Raw genomic sequence first — 21,905 nt, 5'->3', positions numbered from 1 at the left:
ATAGAGGAACATATATCTAAGGAGGAAACTATGGATAACACGTTAGAGCATAAAGAAATTTTCCCTGTAGAGGCACAAGATATGATGAACTACATTTATCGATCTTTCATTGGAAACCAGCAAATCTCCTATGTTTTGAAGTTCGAGGGAAGGTTGGATCCTAATCTTTTAAACGAAGCTATACAAATTACGGTTGGTCTACAGCCCATCCTCGCATGCCGATTTGTAGAAGATCCTGTCCGACCTTATTGGAAGAAGGCAGAAATGGCGGTATCAGCTGAAATCCGTCTAGGTTCGTTGGAAGAAAGCTTAGACGAAGCAGTTGCATCATATATAGTGGAAAAAAATGATTTTGAGAGTGGGCCTGCAATGAGAGCTGCATTATTCCGTGGATCGTCGGATGTGCTGTGCATCAAAATCTTTCATGCTTGCTGCGATGCTGCAGGCTTCAAAGAGTATCTTTTGCTTCTCTCTGAAGTATATTCTCAATTAAATGTAGGCTCAAAGGCAGAATTTGCTTGTCCGTACACTGGAGAAAGAAGTCAGCAGCGATTATTTGATGCAGTGGGTATAGTTGATTACCAAACGATGCTTAACCCTAAGGACATGCCAGAGCCAACTTGGGGGGTTCCATCTCAACCAGGATCGAACGAATTTCCCCATGTATCAATGCGGAGATTAGATAAAGAACTTTTTATAGAACTGAGAAATATTTCAAAGCAAAAAGCAGTCACAATTAACGATCTTCTAGTGACTGCTTTTTATCGCGGACTTTTTAAAGTAGTTGACTATGATAAAGAGGAGGAAACAAAGGAAATTAGCTTAACGGTTAATTTGCGGCGGTATCTAGAAGACAATGTAATGGATCCGGTATCCAATCTGTCAGGTATGGCTTATATTGCTATACTTCCTCAAGAGCATGAACCGTTTGATCAGACATTGGAGAAAGTAGTCGTAGCTTTGGGGCATGCGAAATCGGACTTGTTTGGTATCCAGCCTGCCATTGGAATGGAGATGTTATCAACGTATGGATTCAATGCAAGCTTTCAATGGTTGCAGCAGCAATCTATGACAGCTATACAATCGAAGAAGGCAACCCCATGCATAACCAACTTTGGCACGCTGAGTGCTGATACGATTTACTTTGGAGATCAGGAAGTAGTGGATGCATATATGATCCCGCCTATTATATATTCGCCTCATTTTGCATTGGGTGCGAATACATACAATAATCAGCTTACATTGTCTGTAGGGTATCACCAGTCCTCGAACAATCAAGAGACAGTGAATCGTTTTTTAGATGAAGTTGTGGCCTCTCTAACTGATTGGATAGAGTCATCGATTAAATACAGTTGATGATTGACGTACAATATTAGTTAGAAGGTGAGGAGAGAGCAAACTCACGATAACGGTTAAGAGATATCTGGTTGATCTGCTTTTAGTTAGGGGGAGATTGAAATGTGAATATACAGATGTTTTTCCATTTCAACTCTCGTCCTACTCGCTTTTTTACTTCGTCAACCACTAATTACGGTTTTGAGCCCTTTATAATATTAATTTTTTTAGATAACTCGTAGGGTAATTATATTTAGGGCTTGGGAGTTTGATGAAATTTCAACTATGTACCATTTATACTAGGGCGTGTCTTCAAACTGATTAAATGGTAATACATGGGTTAATTATATTAAATGAATACACGATACGAAATTCACGAGAGACAATGGCGGCTAATCCAAGATTTGTTTCCACCTGAACGAAAACCACAAGGAGGACGTCCCGCAGTGGACAATCGAATCATGTTAAACGCAATGCTTTGGGTAGCTCGTTCAGGAGCCCCATGGCGTGATCTGCCAGACCACTTCCCCAATTGGAAATCCGTCTACACCCGCTTTCGACGCTGGCAGCAAGCGGGAATTTGGGATGAAGTGTTAAAGCATGTATCCCTCGATCCTGACGAGGAAAGCGTGATGGTTGACGCCACGATTGTGCGAGTTCACCAGCATGGATCAGACGCAAAAGGGGGCAAAGCAAGCAAGCGATCGGACGTTCCCGAGGTGGATTAAGCACGAAAATTCATGCAATAGTTGACGCGTTAGGAAATCCACTTCGCTTCAACTTGACCGGAGGTGAAGCGCATGACTCCGTCCAAGGTTTCAACCTCCTTAAAAGCATGAAACTGACCCGGAAGCAAGTTCTAGCCGACCGAGCGTATGATACGAATGCCATTCGGACCTTTTTGAAGGAACAACAGGCCATACCTGTGATTCCCGGGAAGAAAAACCGCCGAGTGATCCCGAAATATGATCGGGATGTCTACAAAGAGCGCCATTTGGTGGAATGCTTCTTTAATAAAGTAAAGAATTATCGTCGTTTGGCGACTCGATATGATAAATTAGCGTGTACATTCAAGTCTTTTTTGGCCTTGGCATCCATTATGGTGTGGCTTGCTTGAGTTTGAAGACACGCCCTAGTATCCTGTCAGTCTAAATTTATTTGATTTTTGAGATATCTGATATAGTCAGAGTAAAACGAGGTTATTTCATGAAAAAACGAGACTATGCCGTTAGCTTATCCCCTGAACAACAATTGAAACAGGCTCTGCAGTGCAAGGACCTCCACAGCACGTTCTTTGCGGCGAGCCCCAATTACTTTTATGGGCGGATGAAAATCGGTCCAATGTCAGACTTTCGGATGTAGAAATCGCGTTTATCTAGCTTTTATGGATACCTGATGAAACGGTTGGATTTTTCAAATATTTTGAGAACGCTTAGTTTCTAAAATTAGTCGATATATGGCCAATACATCGGTATTCCCCAATATAAGGCCTAGAACACCAAGAAGCCCGCGTCCTTCGCGGGCCATTACTTTGTTTACTGCGCTTATTCTTCTCCCGTAGCCACTGCATTCCCCTCATAACTAATCCAATCGCTCCAGCTTCCTGTATATAGCTTGAGCTAGCCTTGTTTCCTACCGAAGAAACGTCTATCAATAAATGAGGCAATTATTAAAGCTAGTATACCAAGTAAAATAGGTAGACCAAACGCTTCAAAGGAGAAAGGTTTGCCTTCCAGCTTCAGGTGGTCTGTGGCACGATATTCAAGACGCTTAGCTGCAAATTTCGCAGTTTGGATATCCTCCTGTTTTGCCAAATCCTCAAATGCAGGGTCCATCGCAAATCGCTCTGCCATATCACGGTGCAGGAACAGTAGCTCCGCACCATTGTCACTGTTATTCCATTGCTTAATGTCCTCGGCAGCTATAGTCTCAGCATCGGGACCAACGACAATCATTTTAGCGAGTTTTGGTACGTTTGGTGTTTGATAACGCGCGACTAGGTTCAGACCATGTTTCGTTACGATGGGTTCATTTTTATTGGATATCGTAAGTGTCCTTGTCGTGCCGGAGGCACCGTATGTATCAAATGCGGCAGACAAATCCAGTTCATCTGCGCCATTGTAAAGGAGTACGCCTGCTTTGGCTTTGTTCCATTGATAGGCATTATTTAATACGTATGTGATATCACTAAGTCCAGCATTAAAGGGCTCCATATTTGGATTTATCACATAATTATAAGAAGGATAGTTCATATTTTCTGCTACTTTTTTTGCAGCCGCATCACCCAGCTGCTGGGAGATGACATATAACGTGGCATCAATTCCTGATGTCAGACCCGCGGAAGATACGATATTTCCTTGCGCAACGTAACGTTGATCCTTCACCCAGTGAATGTCTGGATATTTTTTGATAAGTCGATTAATATCGCCCCAATGTGTAGCAGCTGATTTACCATTTAACAATCCAGTATCTGCCAGGTTCTCTGCTCCGTTACAAATAGAGAGTAAAATCGTCTGATTACCCGAATGCTTTTGAATCCATTCACGAACAGGAGCATACTTTTTATCGTTCAAAATCGGCATAAATGGAATGACGATAATGTCTGGACTTTTTCCTAACATCGTATCCATCTCATCGAATGAATAATGTGGGATAACATCGAGTCCCCCAGTAAGGGATTTGATTTTACGGTCAGGAGCAACACCATACACATTGTAAGCTTCTGTCATCGCAAACATCTCGTAAGGAACGAGAAAGTCGAACACCTCTGTCACTTCGTTCTCCAGTAGTACAGCCACTGTTGGCTTATTAGCGTCATATTTTGGTATTTGTACATTCGCTAATGAAGGCGCAGTTTTATCGTAAACTGACATTCCGGAATTCATGGTGTTGATAAATCCGATGGCTCCTGTCCCTCCTACGATAAACACAAAAACGATCAGATAAATGGTGATGCGTAATACAATTTTCAATTGATTATTCTCCTTTAGCTATAAATTATCTACCGAGTAAAATATAGCAATGTAAGATGAGTTTATCATCAGTCTTTGGAGGGTAGTGGGAGCTGGACTAATGTTGAGAAGAAAGCTAGCCTCAAGTCTGGTTTACTTTTTTTGCAAGACTCGGTAGGGCTATTACTATCTTTTTATTGTGAAAATAGTTTGTTTTTTTAATCTATGTAAGCTATAAACTTTACACTAGACCACTCCGATTGCAGTACCATCTTCCGATCGCTGTTATCCCCAGATTTTTTGGATTCCCTTCTCCAAAAGGAAAAATCCGGGGATAAAGGCGAACGCTTCGCTTCTTCAAATTGGTTCTGCACTCTCCGTTACGGTGTAAAACTCAGGTTCAACTAATATACATGAAGCTAGTTGCAAAGGACATTGGCTACTTTCTTTGAGGGTTTACTTTTCCCCTGTAGCCACGGGATTCTCCTCATAACTGAGCCAGTCGCTCTGGTGGAACAGTTTTAGCTTCCCGTAGGCTATTGACGATAACATGAATTCCGAATGAGAGAGCAACATTTCAAACGTCACCTTGCAATATAATTGACCATGAATTCAAAACAAGGAGATGAAGGCATGAGTAAGTTGAAGGGTAAAATCGCTTTAGTAACCGGTGCAAGCCGGGGAATTGGTCGTGGTATTGCGTTGCGTCTAGCGCAGGAGGGCGCAGTAGTTGCAGTACACTATGGAAAAAGACAAAATGAAGCAGAGGAAGTTGTTCATCAGATAGAGCAAAATGGAGGTGCCGCATTCGCGATCGGTGCTGACTTAAGTACCCTTAACGGCATTCATGATTTATATGCGGCTTTGGATGAAGCCCTTCAGGAACGTACAGGTGATAATCGTTTTGACATTCTTGTGAATAATGCTGGAATCGGACAAGTTGTAACCTTTGAAGAGACGACGGAAGAATCTTTCAACGAGGTCATGAACATTAATGTCAAGGCACTGCTTTTTGTTACCCAACAAGCTTTACCACGTCTGAGAGATGGAGGCCATATTATCAATATCTCTTCGTTTGTAACACGTGTGGCCTCCCCCAGTGTTTTCGCCTACAGCATGTCGAAGGGTGCAGTCGACACGCTTACGCACATCTTGGCTCAACAGCTTGGGAGCCGTAATATTACGGTGAATGCCATCCAGCCTGGTATCATTAATACAGAGATGAATGCCGGGACGTTGCAAAATCCCAATGGACAGAAATCTGCCGCTGGTCTTTCAACCTTTAAAAGGTGGGGGGAGCCTGAAGATGTTGCAGATATTGCTGCCTTTCTGGCCTCGTCGGACAGCCGTTGGGTCACTGGTCAATTAATTGATGCAAGTGGCGGATCTCATCTGTAAATTAACGGGTTCGAAAAACCTGTCCGAAGAGCTAGCGATTTATGTTTGACGGACACCTTAAATCGAAAAATCGCATTATCGCGGCAATCACTTGGGTGCATCTTTGCTCCGGTTGATTGCCGCTTGTCATAGCAATCGCAGCGAAGGAAAGTCGTGACGAAAGTTTGGCGGAGCAAGTTTTACTACGTTGTTACCAAAAGAAACCAATGCGAATCGAAATACCGGGAACGCACCAAATGCAATCGAATCGCTCCGTATGACGATCTTGCACTTGCTCCACACGAAAGGATGCACCGTTCCTGGTCTGAACGGACTGAGACAAGGGGGAAAGCATTCAAGAACAACCTGATGCGACCGCCCGCTGTGGCTGGCTCAGGCACTTACAACCATTTGCAACCAACGATTGTTTGCAAGCTGTTGACAGAAAAGTCAAAAGTGGGCGGCAACAGGTCCTCAAACAGCAACCTATCATAACCCCCCAAAAAAACCGCGTCCGACGCGGCCTCTCGCCCCTTACTCTTCCCCCGTCGCCACCGAATTCTCCTCATAACTAATCCAGTCGCTCCAGCTTCCAGCTACAGCTTTACATTCATAAACTCTGCCATTTATCAAACAGTTTTGAGCCGCTCTTTGATTGATAATTAATGTTTATCATTAAATAGTTATTGTTTTTCGTAAACTTATCATTTAGTATATATTGTAAGTTCACAAGAAAAGGAGATTGCGTATGAACGGAATTGAATTTAAAGCCAAACCTGGACTCAAAAAAATGCACATTGCACTTATGATCGGATACTGGGGAGGAATCGGGCTGCTCATTGCGTTGGTCTGTTTCAAACTCTGGATTGGATTAAAACCTCAGGAACTGTTTTCTGCAGAGAAAGGAATCGCGCACTGGTTCTTTTCAGTACCTTTATCGGATACGCTGACGAATAGCGTTATGGTGCCTTTCACTTATTTTCAACCGATCAATCCCGATATGTTCGATGCCAAGACTGCTTATCTGGTCGTCAGTTTGACCAACACTACGCTTATCTTCATTACTTACATCTACTCGATTGGTCAGATTCGTAATATAATAGGTAGCATACTTAGCGGAAGCAGCCCGTTTAATCAGGCGAATGCCACCCGTCTGAAAAAGCTGGGAATAGTCGTTATCCTGTATTCTTTGCTGGCGAAGCTCGTTCTCAACATTCTGATCTGCCTGTTCGTTACTCGTATCTTCTCAATTAATCTGGGCGGTATCTCTTTAATCGGAATTATCATCGGCATACTAGTGCTGTTCGTCTCCGAGATTTTCAAATATGGCGTTCTTCTGCAGGAAGAGCATGATTCGACTTTATGAGAATGGAGACTGATGACAGTGCCGATTATTATACGTCTCGACCGAGTTCTGGCCGACAAAAAAATGAAATTGAATGACCTGGCAGATAAGGTTGGGATCTCAAATGTCAATCTGTCCAATCTGAAAACGGGGAAAGTGAAGGCGATCCGCTTCTCTACCTTGGAAGCGATCTGCGAAATCTTAGACTGTCAGCCGGGAGACATTATGGAATTTGTTCCGGATGATAGCGACAGCCGTGAAATGAATTGAGAGTGCCTCTTCATCCTTTAATTGTTTCGGAATATTTCAGAACACTAATGTACCGAGGGTAAATCACCCAAGCCCTAACAAAAAGAACCCGCGCTCTGCGCGGGCTTTTTATCACTTGTACTATACGTTATTTTTCCCCGGTAGCCACCGGATTCTCCTCGTAACTAATCCAGTCGCTCCAGCTTCCGGAGTACAATCTCACATTCGTATATCCCGCTTCTTCCAGCGCAATCACATTCGGGCAAGCAGAGACGCCGGAGCCGCAGTAGACGATAATCTCCCCATCCTTATCGAGCTTCGCGAACCGTTCCTCCAATGCGTCAACACCAGACCAGCGACCATCCGGACCAAGCACGTCTTTCCAAAAATAGTTCACTGCGCCCGGAATATGTCCGGCCTTGGCATCAATCGGTTCCTCCAGCCCGGAATAGCGGCGGGCATCGCGAGAGTCGATGAGCACGGCGCTGCCGCTTACAGAAGCCTGCTGCACATCCTCTACACTTGCCAGCAGCAGCGGCTGTAGGTTCCACTCGAACGAAGAGGGAATCTGTACCGGTACATCCGTCGTAACAGGGAATTTCGCATTTTGCCAAGCAGTGAAGCTTTCATCCATTACATACACATGTTCATGTCCCATATAACGCAGCAACCACCATAGCCGTGAGGCGTTCATGCCACCTTGATCATCATAAGCAATGATGCGGCTATTCGACCCAAAGCCAGCTTTGGAGAGGCGGCTTGCCAGTGCAGCCGGATCAGGCAGGGGGTGACGTCCGCCATGGGCTGACACCGGAGAGGAAAGATCCTGTTCTAGATCGAGATAGACTGCCCCCGGAATATGACCAGCCTCATAAGCCTCTCTTCCGGCATTCGGTTGACCGAGCAGGAAACGGCAATCCGCAATGACAACATCTGGTTCGTACATTCTGGCGAGCAGCCAGCGCATGGATACAATATTTTTCATAACAGTACACCGCCTTATAAGGAATGAGATTATTTTGGAATGCATCCGTTTTATTTATATAAGTTGAACTAAAGATTTTACACAGTCCACTCCGATGACAGAATAACCTTCAAATCGCTGTTATCTCCAGATTTTTTTAAGAATCCCCTTTTACAAAGGGGAAAATCCGGTGATAAAGTCGACCGCTCCGCTTTTTCAGGTTCTTTCTGTCCTCTCCGTTAAAGTGTAAATGAATAGTTCAACTCATACAGCATTGCCCAGCTTACTTCACACAACAGTTGGTTTAGCAGGTGTGTTCCCTACGATACGGTCTTCAGTAGGAGCAATCTGAGGTTTGATTTTGCCATACCGAATGAAGATCCATACCCCGAAAATGATGACAACTCCGGCAGACATCTGCAATGCATTGAGCGATTCACCGAGGAGCATCCAGGCCAGTAGGGAGGAAAATACAGGTTCCCCCAGAACCCCCATTGATACGGTCGTGGCATTCATATATTGAAGCAGCCAGTTGAAGAGATAATGCCCAAAAATCGTTGGCACGATCGCGAGCAACAGGAAAATTCCCCACTCGGAAGCCGCATAACCGCCAAACGGGTGACCATTAACCAGATTATATACCGCAAGCGTACAGGCAGCTACGAAAAATACCCAGAAATTATAGGAGAACGCACTCAGACCGGCACGCAAAAACTGTCCAAGCAGCATATGTACTGCCACAGCGATCGTGCCGAGCAAAGAAAGAATATCCCCTCGCAGCGCTGTGCCTGCCAACTGGAAATCTCCAGCTCCAATAGCAATGGATCCGAGCAGGGCGATGCCCATGCCGATGATCATCATGCGGTTGATTTTGGCTTTGAACAGCCAGACCGAACCGGCGAGGATCAATATAGGTTCCAAAGCGAGAATGACCGTCGAACTGGCTACACTCGTGAGCCGAAGCGATCCCATCCAGAGCAGGAAATGCAGTGCCAGCATCACGCCGGATGAGAGCAGCAAAACCCACTGTCTGAAGTTCAAACGCATCATCTCATGCCGATATTTCCACACCAAAGGAAGCATCAGCAGATTTGTGAGGAACAGTCGGTACATCGCAATGACAGCAACATCTGCTGTGGACCAACGTACAAAGATAGAAGAAAACGAAATGGCAATAACGCCGACAAAGAATAGCAGAAAGATCGATCTGCCGGCACGGTTCAAGCTAGTCATGGGTGTAGCTCCTTCTTGAAGTCAAATGGCGTAAATCAACTTATTATACAGGACAATATGCCTCCAGGAAAAGATAAAGAGAAGAAATAGATAAGTAGATTGTAACCGGGCTTGTAACTATTCTGTCATTCTCCCAGACTATTTTTCTATTAATCTTCTATATAGAGACATGAAACGATATAATGTACCAATAATCGGGAAAAAAATGAAGGTAAGGAAGTGGCCTGGAAGTGAGAGTTCAACAACAGAGAGCGGGAGAGAGTGGCGGCATCCCGCATAGAACAAGCCGAACCAAGACGCATGGACGAAGAAGAATCCGGTATGGGAGACTGAGTGCTGCGCTGGCGTTTCTGGCACTGCTCATTATCGGTTTAACATATGCATTCATTGGCATGACGCACTGGATCAAGGATTATGTAACACCCCCTCCAGTAGCTGTAATTGAACAGCCAACCAAGCTTGGGATGATTGAAATGACTCCTGAAGCCAAAGAAGAACCTGCACGGTTCCAAGGTCAGGTGCGCAAGCTGGCATACATAACGTTTGATGATGGTCCTAGTGAATACACAGGACAATTACTGGATATTTTGAAGCAGCATGAGGCGAAGGCAACGTTTTTCATGATTGGACGTCAGTTGAATCAGCATAAGGAAGCCGTGGAGCGGCTTGTCAAAGAGGGCAGTTATCCGGGTCTTCACAGCATGACACATAACTATAACAAACTGTACAAGAGCGGAAACTCCGCCAATTTTGTGAAGGAATTCAAGAAGGAGCAGAAGATGGTCCAGGATCTGATCGGTTTTACACCGCATCTGATTCGTGCTCCATATGGCAGCAGCCCTCAGATTGGGGAATCCTTCAGGGGTGATATTGCTGCGGCCGGATTCAAAATGTGGGATTGGACCACCGACTCCCTCGATTGGAATCTTCCAGGTCAGCCGGACAAAATTGTGAAACGGGTCAGCAACAGTGTGCATCGGGATAAGGAAGTGATTCTGATGCATGAGCGCGAGCAAACAGTACAGGCGTTGCCGCGCATATTGGAATTGCTTGAAGATCGGGGCTATGAGTTCGAGGTCTACGATCCGAGTGCGCATTGGATAGCCAATTTTAGCGGAGATACTCGCTTATAATAACAACATAGCAGTTGCAAGAGAGGGGGCACCCCAAGGTGCTTAGAAGAAAAAAGATAGCTCTGACCGGAGTCAGCATACTGCTGGCTCTGCTTGTCAGCGCTTGCGGGCAGCCGCAGGAACCGGCAGCAAATCAAGTCAATCAACTGATTGTTACCGATCAGGAGATGAATCAGAGTCTGAAGGAGCTTGCCCGCCATGAACGGGAAGACATGGAATTGTATACATCGATTTTGAATAAAGGAAAGAACAGAAACAGTGATCTTGAGTCCTTGCTGGATCAGGCAGACAAACATATTTCCGAGCGAAGAACACTGCTGGATCAAGCGGAAGTGGTCATGGACAGGACGAAAGGACAGATGGAGGAGCTTCGGACTTCACTGGATCAATTATCCTTTGAAAAGGAAGAGAATCTGGCTCAGGCCCACACGGTATTGGACCAATATGAGCAAAGAGCTGCGTCGTTTGCAGTGTTTGTCGCCTCCTACAGGCAGAGTCTTGACGCGGACGAGCTGTTATATTCACTAATGAGGGGCAGCGTGGAGCCCAATCTGGTCAAAATCAAGCGTTCGATTCGGGAACGGAACAGCCAATATGCCAAAGTTGCTGAGTTAAGACAGCAGTTCAACAAGCAGACGAAAGCTTTCAACGTAGCCAACGCAAAGCTTGTGCAAATGGAGCAAGCCGGCTGAATATTCATGGTATCAAAAGGGTGTTGAGCACTTTGCATGATTAAGCGACTGGTCAGCCGTGTAAGTAATACTAAGCTGTCAAGTTAACAAAGTCAGGCAACATGGACAAGCATCATGGCGTATAAGCTAACGGAGGTGTTCATATGCGAAATACTATGAATATTAGTGCATCATTACTTGTTTTGGTTATGGGATTCTCGCTTGTGGCCTGTGGCAACAGTAGCCCTGCTGCTCTGCCACCCGCGAATAATACAGAAGTACAGACACCGGCACCGGCACCTGAACAGCAGCCTGAGGAAAGTGCTATGATCGAAGCCAAAGGTATTTTGACCGGATGGGCAGATCCGCACACGGTTGAAATTCGTGTGAATGAGGAACCGATGTCTTTCCAGGTGGGTGAAGATGTACAGAAGTCTTTGGATGACATTGACGATGAGGATTCGGTTCAATTCAAATATGTAGAAAAAGCCATTGAAGGCGATACAACGATCAAACAGCTGGTGCTTACGGAAATTGTCAAGATCGAGACGAAAGAGGACAGTAACGGTTCAGATACAGGCGGTAATGTTACGTCCGATCGTCCGAAGACGTCTGAGCTGGAAGTAACCGTAGAAGGGATGACCGAAAAGCGCCCGGTTACACTGGCTCAAGGCAAAGGGTACTCATTATATGTGTTTAAACCGATGACATTTGATGCGGATGATCATGAATTGACCATGAAGATTGATCCGGATTATGAGGTGAAGATTGATAAGCTGCCTTCGAATTATAACCTGAATGACCTGAAGGTGGATGCGAAAAAAGAGCTGTCAGAAACCGGAGCGGTCAAGCAATTAAGTGAGGAAAAGCTTAGCAAGGGCCCGATGAAAGATGCAAGATTGTTCATGATGGCTCAAAACGATAAGAAATCAGAATATGTTATCGTAAAAGAGCTGGATGGAACTGGCTTCGTATTCCATATCCATGCACCTGTTGGGGAACCATCTGAAGGCTTCCTGCCTATGGTTTATGCCTCTATTCATTCCATCAAGAATGAGTAAGCGTGCTTCGATAATGAGTGTAAAACTGAACGGCGAATGAGGGGTTATCGAATGCAAGAAAGAAAGATAAGGGAGATCAGGGTGACGGATGTTCTTGATATTTATTTGCTGAATCAGGAATTCAACCCGAATCTGCATGAATTTTCCGAGCAGCAAGTTAAGGAAAAGATAGAGGTCATTACAACGAAAACTAATGATAAGATTTTGGTATGTGAGCAGAATAACGAGGTCATTGGCTATATTCATGGAAGTCCATATCAGTTGCTTTTTGCCAACTCTTTATTAAATATTCTGGGCTTTGTTGTGAAGGAAAAGGCTAGAAATCAGGGTACAGGCAGCCTGTTGATAGCGTCTCTTGAGCAATGGGGAAAGAATAACGGGTACTCCGGGATTAAACTACTGTCTCATCCAAGTCGAATCCCGGCTCACCGATTTTACGAACGTCGTGGATATGTATTTACAAAGGATCAGAAAAATTTCATTAAAACATTTGAATAAATCATCAATTGAAAAGAGCCGGAAGGAACGATGCGACAGGCATAGGTTCTTCCCGGCTTTTTGGCCGTATGTCTATATAGAAGAAAGGCAACTCAACATACGGTTAAAGTTCATTTGCAATCAGCTTGCGTATTAAACACTTCTTTACGCCTTATCAGACCATGTGGGAGAATGGAAGAAGAAGTTATTTGAGAGTTGAATTGTAGAGGAGGGGGATGGACGATGCTGCTAAAGGATCGTTTTCAAGGTTGTTTAATTGGGCTTGCGGCAGGGGATGCACTGGGAACAACAGTGGAATTCAGCAGTCCTGGCACGTTTGAGCCTGTTACCGATATTGTGGGCGGAGGTGTATTCGATCTGGCTCCCGGACAATGGACGGATGATACGTCAATGGCCCTTTGTCTGGCTGAAAGCTTGGTCAGAAAAGAGAGCTTTGATCCCGAGGACCAGATGAGACGGTATACGAATTGGTATCAGGTCGGCTATATGAGCAGTACGGGAACCTGCTTTGATATTGGCGGGGCTACTCGCAATGCCCTTGAACGGTTTGCAGCAACAGGTGAAGCGTATAGTGGTTCAACCAACCCGATGACTGCGGGGAATGGTTCCATCATGCGGCTCGCACCTGTAGCCATGGCATATGCCAATCAGCCGGATCAGGCATTGTTGTATGCAGGGTTGAGCTCCAGAACGACACATGCCGCTGTTGAAAGTGTGGAAGCATGCGAAGTGCTGGCGGCAATCATGGTTGCGGGACTGCGCGGAGCGGACAAGGATACCATGTTGCGGCCTGATGCCTACTGTCAGTGGAGGAAAGAGAAAGCTTTTTCACCAGCGATTGCAGAAGTTGTCCAAGGATCATACCGCTATAAAGTACCACCTGAAATTCAGGGGAGCGGATATGTCGTTCGTTCACTTGAAGCGGCGTTATGGGCATTCCATCAATCTTCGACCTTTGAAGAGGGTGCGTTATTGGCGGTGAATCTGGGTGATGATGCGGACACCACGGGAGCGGTATATGGGCAAATCGCCGGAGCGTATTATGGATTAAGCGGCATTCCGTCACACTGGCGAGAGAAGTTGGCCATGCGAGATACGCTGGACGAATTGACAGAGGCACTGTGGTTAAAGGCAGAAACAAGATAGAAGAGACAGGAGAAGAGAACATCATATGCGTAAGACAGAATCAACTCAAATGGAATCGGAAGTTACGAAATCCGCCAAACGAGGGGCGTTTCCCTTATCCCTTTTATGCCTGACGGTAGGGGCTTTTGCCATCGGCATGACGGAGTTTATTATTATGGGCCTTCTGCCGAATGTGGCCGCGGATTTGAATGTAAGCATCCCCCAAGCAGGGCAGCTAATTACGGGTTACGCGCTTGGTGTGGCGGTAGGTGCACCTGTACTTACTGTGTTCACTTACAAGATTCCGCAGAAAAAACTGCTGGTGCTGCTGATGTGTATTTTTATCATCGGTAACGCATTGTCTGTTATTGCTCCAACTTATGGGCTGCTTATCTCGGCACGTATTCTGACGGCATTTGCTCACGGTACGTTTCTGGGTGTAGGATCGCTGATGGCAACACGATTGGTTGCACCGGAGAGAAGGGCAGGGGCGGTATCCGTCGTACTGGCTGGATTAACGATTGCCAACATTATTGGTGTGCCGTTTGGTACATTCATTGGGCAACAGCTTGGGTGGAGGTCATCGTTTGGAGCCATTACCATTCTGGGCGTCATCTCATTGATTGGTATCATTCGTTTCATTCCGGTGATCCAGCAGGGACCACCCGCAAACTTGGTTCAGCAATTCCGGAATCTGGTTCGCCCCCAAGTGTTATTGATATTGTTGATTGGTGCGCTCGGCTGTGGAAGTTTGTTCGCTGTGTTCACCTACATTACGCCGATGCTTGTCGATATTAGTGGTTTTGCCGAGCAGAGCGTGACCTGGATTTTGGTACTGTTCGGTGTCGGTGTTACATTGGGTAATATACTTGGTGGCCGTCTGGCGGACTGGAGGCTGATGCCTTCCCTGATGGTTAACTTTGGTATACTGGCAGTTCTGTTGGCCGCATTAACGCTGACGCTGGACAATCCGTATCTCGCGGTAATGACCATATTTTGTTGGGGCGTTGCGGCATTTGGTATTATGCCAGGCTTACAAATTCGAATCATGAATATGACCCGCGAAGCACCGCTGCTGGCGACTACGTCGAGTCATTCGGCCTTCAATCTGGGCAACGCAGGCGGTGCGTATCTAGGCGGGTTTGCAATTACGCATACGGGGCTCAACTCGGTACCGTTGTACGCAGCCGTCATTGCAGCATTTGGATTGCTGGGATTAATCATTAGTGTGACAATGGAACGCAAAACACGCTTGCCAAAGATCGCAGAGGTTGCATAAACGACCCCGACCAAATGAAAAGACAGTCAGAAAGCCTCAATTCTCCCGCTGAACACGGAGAGTTGAGGCTTTTATTTAGATTCGCACATATCACGGTTTACATGCGCCAACTTTCAGATTTTTAGAATAACTTTGTAAAGAGATATACTTTTTAAAGAAAATACAATGGAAATTTAAGTATTTGAATACTTAATAAGTAATTTAATGCGTTATAATGAAATTGATTGTAAACACAAAAATTCATGTTCTCATTTTCGTTCAAGAGGCAGTTAAGGGAACAGACCAATATATGCGGAAAGGGGGTGAAGTTCACGTTATTTATGTAAGGGTTTTCAAATTATGAGTTCAATGAAAGACCTGTTTTAAAGCTAGTTTTCACATACCAAAATAAAGTTGGAACAGGAGAAGTGATGATATGAAAAAACGCTTGTCTGTCATTTTAAATCTTTCCATAGCTGCTGCATTACTCGTGCCAACGATGGCTTTCGCCACTGAATCCAAGGAAGGTGTGACCGCCGCCGCTCTGCAGGAAATTGGAAGTGGAACTGCGAGTGTCTCGAACTATGCAAATGAAAATAGCTTGACTGCAAGTGCGGTTGTACCTGCACCGCCCGGTTATGATTCATACCGTAACAACATCCCACACGGAAATATGAATCTGATCTCATATTATTCCACTACCGTTGGCAACTCACGCAAGGCTATGGTGTACACACCGCCCGGGTATTCCCCGAACAAAAAGTATAATGTTCTGTATCTTTTGCATGGCATTGGCGGGGATGAGTATGAGTGGGTTAACGCGATGAAACCGAAGAACATTCTGGACAACCTGTATTCCGAAGGCAAGCTGTCACAGATGATTGTGGTATTCCCAAATGGTCGTGCCATGAAGGATGATCGTCCGATCGGTGACATTTATGCCCCGGATAAAGTGGCTGCATTTGAGAGATTTGAACAAGACCTGATTAAGGATCTGATCCCTCATATTGAAGCGAATTATCCGGTTTACAAAAATCAGAATAGTCGTGCATTGGCAGGTCTGTCTATGGGTGGCGGGCAATCCCTCAATTTCGGGTTGAAGAACCTGGATACCTTCGCCTGGGTAGGAGCCTTCTCCGCAGCACCGAATACCAAGCCAGTGTCGGAGCTGGTCACCAATCCGGGACAAGTAGCAAGTAAACTCAAATTGTTATGGATATCCTGTGGATCGAGTGACGGTCTGTTGTGGGTCAGCCAGAATTTCAAAAACGGCTTGAGCAGCATGAACATTCCGCATACCTGGTATCAAGATGTGGGTGGGCACGAGCCGTCTGTCTGGAACAGCGGGTTGTATCAATTCTCTCAACGCATCTTTAAGTAGTCACAAGCCTTCATGTCGTTAATGACTGTCAGCCTCAGTTCTGTAGTATACAGAGCTGAGGTTTTTGGTACGTGAGTTAAGCCATCGACTTGTTTCTCTCATTCTCGATGATAGGCTCTAGTGTTGCTGAGAGCATGTTGAAGAGAGTCTTCCTTTTTCGAATCTACTACGTGCGATTCCTAAACCTCTGCCTGCGACTCAAGAGTCCGTCCTTGTTCGTATATGGGCTCAGAGACAATTGAGCATATCTTTCAGACATGCGTAGAAGATAAGAGGTGGAAATTTTCTTTATTTTCTGTTTAAATGGAAACCAACATTTTGACATTTTTAATAGTCTGATATTTTCACACAGGGGTGAGTGCTGCCGAATCTGAGACACGTTATTTAAAGGTTTGAAGCGACTACAGTAGGCTAAGGAATCTGAGACACGTTATTTCGGGATTGGGGTCCGTTTGTAGCGTTTTTATGATAATTTTTAGGAAATAACGTGTCTGGTGTTCCTTAATGTTTGAAAAAGAGGGCTTGGTGTCCCAAGAAGGCGCCCTGGGTTCTTTAGAAAAAGAGCACGGCTAACACTAACACTACTGCCTCGCTTGAGGGCTGGGGCTATGAGGGAGTCGATGACATGTTTTACTACAAAGGTGCATTCAGAGAAACGGATAATTTTATCTATTTCAAAAGCGAAGTTCAATTATCTGAAAGTGATGTCGTTATATTCGGCGAGAAAAAATATTTTATCGAAAGTGTCGAGAAAGAATTCCTACTGCTTCAAAAGGTGGGATCCATCGTTTCAGTGAGTGTATAAAATCATCACGAGTCCATTTCCTTTTTCAAGTGTACGTGCACTTATGGGCCCCTGCCTACATACAATAAATCGACCCTGTTCCCACATGTGCTCAGGCCAGATCGTTGTAAAACTGCAGGAGGTGTCATCTGTGCCCGGATTGTTTACCGCAATTGCCCTGTTCATCAAAGAGTTAACGTTACTCGTCTCGTATGTCAAAAATAATGCATTTCCCCAGCCACTGGCTGAGGATGATGAAGCCAAACATTTACGCCTCATGGCTGAAGGCAATGCACATTCCCGTAATTTGCTTATCGAACACAATCTGCGCCTCGTTGCGCATATCGTCAAGAAATTTGACAATACTGGCGAAGACCAGGAAGACCTGATTTCCATCGGAACGATTGGTTTGATTAAGGCGATCGAAAGTTTTCAACAAGGCAAAGGGACCAAACTCGCTACGTTTGCTGCCCGTTGTATCGAAAACGAAATACTTATGCATTTGCGCTCACTGAAGAAAACACGTAAAGACGTATCCCTACACGATCCGATAGGAACGGACAAAGAGGGCAATGAAATCACTCTTATCGATATCCTCGGAACAGAAGCCGACGACGTTGTAGATAAGGTGCAACTCAAGATTGAAAAAAGTAAGATTTACCGGAATCTCGATATCCTGGATGATCGGGAGAAAGAAGTTGTTATTGGCCGATTTGGCCTGGAGGCAGGCGGGGAAGAGCGCACCCAACGCGAGATAGCCAAGGAACTTGGTATCTCACGATCCTATGTATCACGGATTGAGAAGCGAGCGCTAATGAAACTGTATCACGAGTTTTATAAGGCGAAGCAATGAGATCACAAGTTACAAGGTGGTATGGATAAAATAGAGTGTATAGGAAGCGACTTGTCTGCGGATGAGTTGCTTTTTTCAGCATAAAAACGGGATGCGGAAAGTCAACCTTGTATCGAAAACGAAATACATACGCATTTGCGCCCCCTGAAGAAAACACGCAAAAAGATTCCCATTCATAATCAAGAGGGATAGGTATTCTCTTCAGATTATTATATGATGAGTTGTATACAAGTTGGGCATCGTAGAGAGCATGTACAGAAAGAGAGTGGTGGTTACCATGCAAGAAGAAACTTTAACACGGGGATTGAAGAACAGGCATGTGCAATTGATGGCGATTGGAGGTGCGATCGGTACAGGTCTGTTTCTCGGAGCAGGCAAAACGATACAACTGACAGGTCCATCCATTTTGCTGGCCTATATCATTACAGGGATTGTGCTATTCCTCATTATGCGTGCGTTGGGTGAATTGTTGCTAAGCAACCTGCAGTATCATTCCTTTGTCGATTTTGTGCGTGATTACCTGGGAAATATGGCGGCATTTATTACAGGCTGGACCTACTGGTTCTGCTGGATCTCCATTGCCATGGCTGACATTACGGCTGTTGGATTGTATACGCAGTTCTGGTTTCCGCAGGTACCTCAGTGGATGCCCGGGTTAATTGCGCTGGTCATTTTGCTGATCATGAACCTGGCGACGGTCAAGCTGTTCGGTGAAATGGAATTCTGGTTTGCTCTGATTAAAGTAGTAGCCATTCTCGCACTCATCGTTGTTGGTCTATATATGATCTTCAAAGGGTTAACGACGGATCAGGGTCCTGCGAGCTTCACCAATCTGTGGAGTCATGGGGGATGGTTTCCGAACGGGATGCATGGATTCCTGATTTCATTCCAGATGGTTGTATTCGCCTTTGTAGGCATGGAACTGGTGGGACTGACCGCAGGGGAAACCGAGAATCCGGAGAAGGTTATTCCGAGAGCGATTAACCAGATTCCCATCCGTGTACTGCTCTTTTATGTTGGCGCACTGCTGATTATTATGAGCATCTACCCATGGAACGCCATTGTGCCCACTGAAAGTCCGTTTGTACAGGTGTTCGCAGCCGTAGGTATTGCGGCAGCTGCCGGCATTGTTAATTTTGTGGTGCTTACGTCTGCTGCTTCGGCTTGTAACAGCGCCATTTTCAGTACAAGTCGTATGGTGTTCTCCATGGCGAAGGATCGCAACGCACCCAAGTCGTTTACACGATTGAATAACAGGAAGGTTCCTTCCAATGCGTTGTTTTTCTCCACGATCGTTATTCTGATCGCAATTGTGCTGAACTATATCATGCCAGAGGGTGTATTTACGCTAATCACCAGTGTGTCGACGGTGTGTTTCATCTTCGTCTGGGGCATCATGGTCATCTGTCATCTCCGATACCGCCGTACCCGGCCGGAACTGGCGAGTTGCAGTCGCTTCAGGTTGCCGCTATATCCGTTCTCCAACTACTTGATTCTGGCGTTTTTGGTATTTGTGCTGGTGATACTGACATTGGCTGAGGATACGCGTGTAGCGCTATTGGTTACCCCTGTGTGGTTCGTCCTTATGGCAGTCATTTATATTTGCAAAAAGAAAAACGTGTAACAAGAAAACATTCAAGTCGCCCATGACTCGAACTGCAATCCAAATCGTAGACACAACGTATGATTGGAGTTGCTACTAGACGATGGGCGGCTTTTTGTGCTCAGGGTTGATTTTATTTCCCACGATTCAACCATTTGAGGATGATCTCCACAACCTCCATATATCGCTGGCCAACCAGCAATCCGGTATGTGTAGTATTCCACAGCCCCGCATATTCAGCGCCTAGCTGTTCTGCCGTCAGTTGACCTCTCCGCTCTTCGTCATCGGATTCTACGGCTTTGATGACCAGACTCGGACATGTAATTAAATCGCCATTGATGGATACACCTCCGCTTAAGCCGGATGCCGTCGAGAACGTGAGAAATGCCTGCGATGACTCCATCTGCAGATATTTACGCTGGAATGCAATGTCCTCCGCAGTTTCGTCGATACTGCTTTGCTCCTCGCGAGTTGGGGGAGGAATGATGATGTCAGGTGTAATTCGGCCACTCTCGGGATAGGGCATCAATTGATGAACTTCCTGGCTGACACTGGAATCAATGACGACCAATCCAGTTAAAGCATTCGTCTCTGCAATCTTCTGACTGAGTATTCCGCCCATGCTGAAGCCGATAAGAACAGGGGGCTCGTCGAACTCCGCCAGAACTTCCTGTATATCCTCCAGGTAATTGTCAAACGTAATCTTCGTTATGTCCATTACCCGGCTTTTGTAATGACTTCTCAGGTTCATGACGTAGCAGGTCCAGCCTTGTTCAACGAAGTGGGGGATATACTTGCTCCACATCCAGCTGCCTGTATATGCGCCATGAACAAACAGGAGGGGTGACCTTTTTATTGGATTTTCCGAGTGGGTAACCAGATCACTTTCATATATTTCAAGGAATAGATCGTGTTCTCCTAACGTTTTAACCTTATGTTTGGGCAGTAATTGAGTGAAGTCGATCATAGAAAATACCTCCTGAAAATTAGTTTTATATAAAACTATTAGTTCAAAAAAAATTAGAAATTCCCATGAATTTTCATCAAAATCCGGAGCAATTCCTTTTTCTCCGCTTCCGTAACATCCGCATAAAACGAGTTCAGCATGCGCTGCGAAATGTCTTCAAAGACTGGCTTTAATTCTTCGCCTTTTGCAGTCAAGGCCACATGAACAACCCGTGAATCTATTGCATCGCGCTCTTTGACGACATAACCGTTTCGAACCAACTTGTCGACAAGCGCTGTTACAGTGGATTTATCCTTGCCAATTTTTTTGGCGATTTCGGCCATGGTCATTCGGGAATTGTTGTACAGGGCATAGATAATATCCCCATGGGAAGTGGCCAGATCCTGAATTCCCTGCTGAGCCATCTCGGCTATAATGAAGCGGTTGACCTTCTCTTTAATTTTGGATATGAGTGATATAGCGTCTCTTGTTTTCATACGTGTAATATAGTTTGTTATCAAACTAATGTCAAGCCCGGATTTCAATATTGGTTTATAAAGCTTTAATCAGCTGTTCCACACTAACTTTACCTTGCATCCATCAAACGTATTTTTCGGTTTTAACAGGCTGAGTGCATCGAGCTGATACGTATCATTCTGCATACGGCTTACAGTAATTGTAACTTCCGTAGCAGGGACGAAGAACTGATCGTAGGCTGTCCGTTTGGTTCCATCGTGGCTGTTTCCAGATCGGCAATACTTGTAATCCCTTTTTCCCTCAGCTGCATCTCCAGTTGATCCACCGTAAAGCGCATACGTTTCAGATTCGGTAGATTCAACTTCCCATCTTCCACGACGACCTTCGATTTTCCACTCATCAGCTTTTCAAATCCATTGAATTTTAATTGTAATTGTTCAACGATAAGTAATGTGAGGATAAAAACCGATGCCGATCCGAGCGCTTTGCCAAACTCATGTTTCGCGACAGGCTGTACAATCGTCGTTCCGATCGAGATCATGATGACCGTCGCGGGACACTCATCTGCGAGATCGATTTACGTCCAGCAATCCGCAGCAGAATCATACCAATCAGTACAAGCACGATGGATTTCCATATCCAGTCCATTGGTTGTATTCCT

21 protein-coding genes are annotated in these 21,905 nt (G+C 45.3%); 15 read left to right on the top strand and 6 right to left on the bottom strand.

Annotated features, from left to right (window positions below):
- Positions 1 to 30: 30 nt before the first annotated feature.
- Together ACFTRD_RS31045 and ACFTRD_RS31040 are read left to right on the top strand one after the other, a co-directional pair.
- Positions 31 to 1,356 (top strand): condensation domain-containing protein, encoded by a 1,326-nt coding sequence (locus ACFTRD_RS31045; RefSeq protein ID WP_379386757.1) that lies wholly within the window; start codon positions 31 to 33, stop codon positions 1,354 to 1,356.
- Positions 1,357 to 1,688: 332 nt separating this feature from the next.
- A protein-coding gene (locus ACFTRD_RS31040) for an IS5 family transposase (protein WP_379386755.1) occupies positions 1,689 to 2,452 on the top strand; the annotation gives its coding sequence in 2 pieces (ribosomal slippage) (positions 1,689 to 2,025 and positions 2,025 to 2,452; 765 coding nt in all).
- Positions 2,453 to 2,954: 502 nt separating this feature from the next.
- Here ACFTRD_RS31040 and ACFTRD_RS31035 read toward each other — a convergent pair.
- Positions 2,955 to 4,307, bottom strand: coding sequence for a DJ-1/PfpI family protein (locus ACFTRD_RS31035; RefSeq protein ID WP_379386753.1), 1,353 nt, complete (start codon positions 4,305 to 4,307; stop codon positions 2,955 to 2,957).
- A 612-nt stretch (positions 4,308 to 4,919) separates the two neighbouring features.
- Between ACFTRD_RS31035 and ACFTRD_RS31030 the strand changes: the two genes are divergently transcribed.
- The 3 genes from ACFTRD_RS31030 (at position 4,920) to ACFTRD_RS31020 (ending at position 7,278) form a co-directional block, all read left to right on the top strand.
- Positions 4,920 to 5,684, top strand: a complete 765-nt coding sequence (locus tag ACFTRD_RS31030) for an SDR family oxidoreductase (RefSeq protein WP_379386751.1) — start codon at positions 4,920 to 4,922, stop codon at positions 5,682 to 5,684.
- A gap of 727 nt (positions 5,685 to 6,411) precedes the next feature.
- Positions 6,412 to 7,029 carry a DUF2975 domain-containing protein gene (locus ACFTRD_RS31025; protein WP_379386749.1) on the top strand — a complete coding sequence of 206 codons (618 nt, stop codon included), beginning with the start codon at positions 6,412 to 6,414 and terminating at the stop codon, positions 7,027 to 7,029.
- An 18-nt stretch (positions 7,030 to 7,047) separates the two neighbouring features.
- The gene (locus ACFTRD_RS31020; RefSeq protein ID WP_192269328.1) at positions 7,048 to 7,278 is read left to right on the top strand and encodes a helix-turn-helix domain-containing protein; all 231 of its coding nucleotides are present in this window, start codon (positions 7,048 to 7,050) and stop codon (positions 7,276 to 7,278) included.
- A gap of 127 nt (positions 7,279 to 7,405) precedes the next feature.
- On the opposite strand, the gene ACFTRD_RS31015 is transcribed toward ACFTRD_RS31020, so the two are convergent.
- Both ACFTRD_RS31015 and ACFTRD_RS31010 read right to left on the bottom strand, forming a co-directional pair.
- Entirely contained in the window at positions 7,406 to 8,242 is an 837-nt protein-coding gene (locus ACFTRD_RS31015; protein ID WP_379386747.1) for a sulfurtransferase, read from the bottom strand.
- 267 nt (positions 8,243 to 8,509) lie between these two features.
- Complete coding sequence (locus tag ACFTRD_RS31010) at positions 8,510 to 9,454, bottom strand: DMT family transporter (RefSeq protein WP_379386745.1); 945 nt, start codon at positions 9,452 to 9,454, stop codon at positions 8,510 to 8,512.
- Positions 9,455 to 9,684: 230 nt separating this feature from the next.
- Here ACFTRD_RS31010 and ACFTRD_RS31005 point away from each other — a divergent pair, with 230 nt between their 5' ends.
- The 10 genes from ACFTRD_RS31005 to ACFTRD_RS30960 all read left to right on the top strand — a co-directional run bounded on the left by ACFTRD_RS31005 (position 9,685) and on the right by ACFTRD_RS30960 (position 19,842).
- Complete coding sequence (locus ACFTRD_RS31005; RefSeq protein WP_379386743.1) at positions 9,685 to 10,587, top strand: polysaccharide deacetylase family protein; 903 nt, start codon at positions 9,685 to 9,687, stop codon at positions 10,585 to 10,587.
- A 38-nt stretch (positions 10,588 to 10,625) separates the two neighbouring features.
- Positions 10,626 to 11,279, top strand: a complete 654-nt coding sequence (locus tag ACFTRD_RS31000) for a YkyA family protein (RefSeq protein ID WP_379386741.1) — start codon at positions 10,626 to 10,628, stop codon at positions 11,277 to 11,279.
- A gap of 143 nt (positions 11,280 to 11,422) precedes the next feature.
- A complete protein-coding gene (locus ACFTRD_RS30995) occupies positions 11,423 to 12,319 on the top strand; it encodes an LptM family lipoprotein (RefSeq protein ID WP_379386739.1) in 897 nt (298 codons plus the stop codon).
- 51 nt (positions 12,320 to 12,370) lie between these two features.
- Positions 12,371 to 12,817, top strand: coding sequence for a GNAT family N-acetyltransferase (locus tag ACFTRD_RS30990; RefSeq protein ID WP_379386737.1), 447 nt, complete (start codon positions 12,371 to 12,373; stop codon positions 12,815 to 12,817).
- Between the two features lie 222 nt (positions 12,818 to 13,039).
- Complete coding sequence (locus ACFTRD_RS30985) at positions 13,040 to 13,963, top strand: ADP-ribosylglycohydrolase family protein (protein ID WP_379386735.1); 924 nt, start codon at positions 13,040 to 13,042, stop codon at positions 13,961 to 13,963.
- A gap of 49 nt (positions 13,964 to 14,012) precedes the next feature.
- Entirely contained in the window at positions 14,013 to 15,221 is a 1,209-nt protein-coding gene (locus tag ACFTRD_RS30980; RefSeq protein WP_379386771.1) for an MFS transporter, read from the top strand.
- A 415-nt stretch (positions 15,222 to 15,636) separates the two neighbouring features.
- Complete coding sequence (locus tag ACFTRD_RS30975; RefSeq protein WP_379386733.1) at positions 15,637 to 16,581, top strand: alpha/beta hydrolase; 945 nt, start codon at positions 15,637 to 15,639, stop codon at positions 16,579 to 16,581.
- Between the two features lie 625 nt (positions 16,582 to 17,206).
- Entirely contained in the window at positions 17,207 to 17,386 is a 180-nt protein-coding gene (locus ACFTRD_RS30970) for a hypothetical protein (RefSeq protein WP_192269306.1), read from the top strand.
- Between the two features lie 130 nt (positions 17,387 to 17,516).
- The gene (gene sigK, locus ACFTRD_RS30965) at positions 17,517 to 18,218 is read left to right on the top strand and encodes an RNA polymerase sporulation sigma factor SigK (protein ID WP_064636235.1); all 702 of its coding nucleotides are present in this window, start codon (positions 17,517 to 17,519) and stop codon (positions 18,216 to 18,218) included.
- Positions 18,219 to 18,495: 277 nt separating this feature from the next.
- Positions 18,496 to 19,842: an amino acid permease gene (locus ACFTRD_RS30960; RefSeq protein ID WP_379386730.1), complete on the top strand. Its 1,347-nt coding sequence runs from the start codon at positions 18,496 to 18,498 to the stop codon at positions 19,840 to 19,842.
- 112 nt (positions 19,843 to 19,954) lie between these two features.
- On the opposite strand, the gene ACFTRD_RS30955 is transcribed toward ACFTRD_RS30960, so the two are convergent.
- The 3 genes from ACFTRD_RS30955 to ACFTRD_RS30945 form a co-directional block, all read right to left on the bottom strand.
- Positions 19,955 to 20,788 (bottom strand): alpha/beta hydrolase, encoded by an 834-nt coding sequence (locus tag ACFTRD_RS30955; RefSeq protein WP_379386728.1) that lies wholly within the window; start codon positions 20,786 to 20,788, stop codon positions 19,955 to 19,957.
- A gap of 53 nt (positions 20,789 to 20,841) precedes the next feature.
- Complete coding sequence (locus ACFTRD_RS30950) at positions 20,842 to 21,288, bottom strand: MarR family winged helix-turn-helix transcriptional regulator (RefSeq protein ID WP_379386726.1); 447 nt, start codon at positions 21,286 to 21,288, stop codon at positions 20,842 to 20,844.
- A gap of 146 nt (positions 21,289 to 21,434) precedes the next feature.
- Complete coding sequence (locus ACFTRD_RS30945) at positions 21,435 to 21,785, bottom strand: DUF421 domain-containing protein (RefSeq protein WP_379386724.1); 351 nt, start codon at positions 21,783 to 21,785, stop codon at positions 21,435 to 21,437.
- Positions 21,786 to 21,905 lie beyond the last annotated feature (120 nt).

Source organism: Paenibacillus sp. NPDC056933 (assembly GCF_042674385.1).
Lineage (GTDB): Bacteria > Bacillota > Bacilli > Paenibacillales > Paenibacillaceae > Paenibacillus.
Note: the sequence above shows the minus strand (reverse complement) of the source record. Positions and strands in the feature narration are given on the sequence as shown.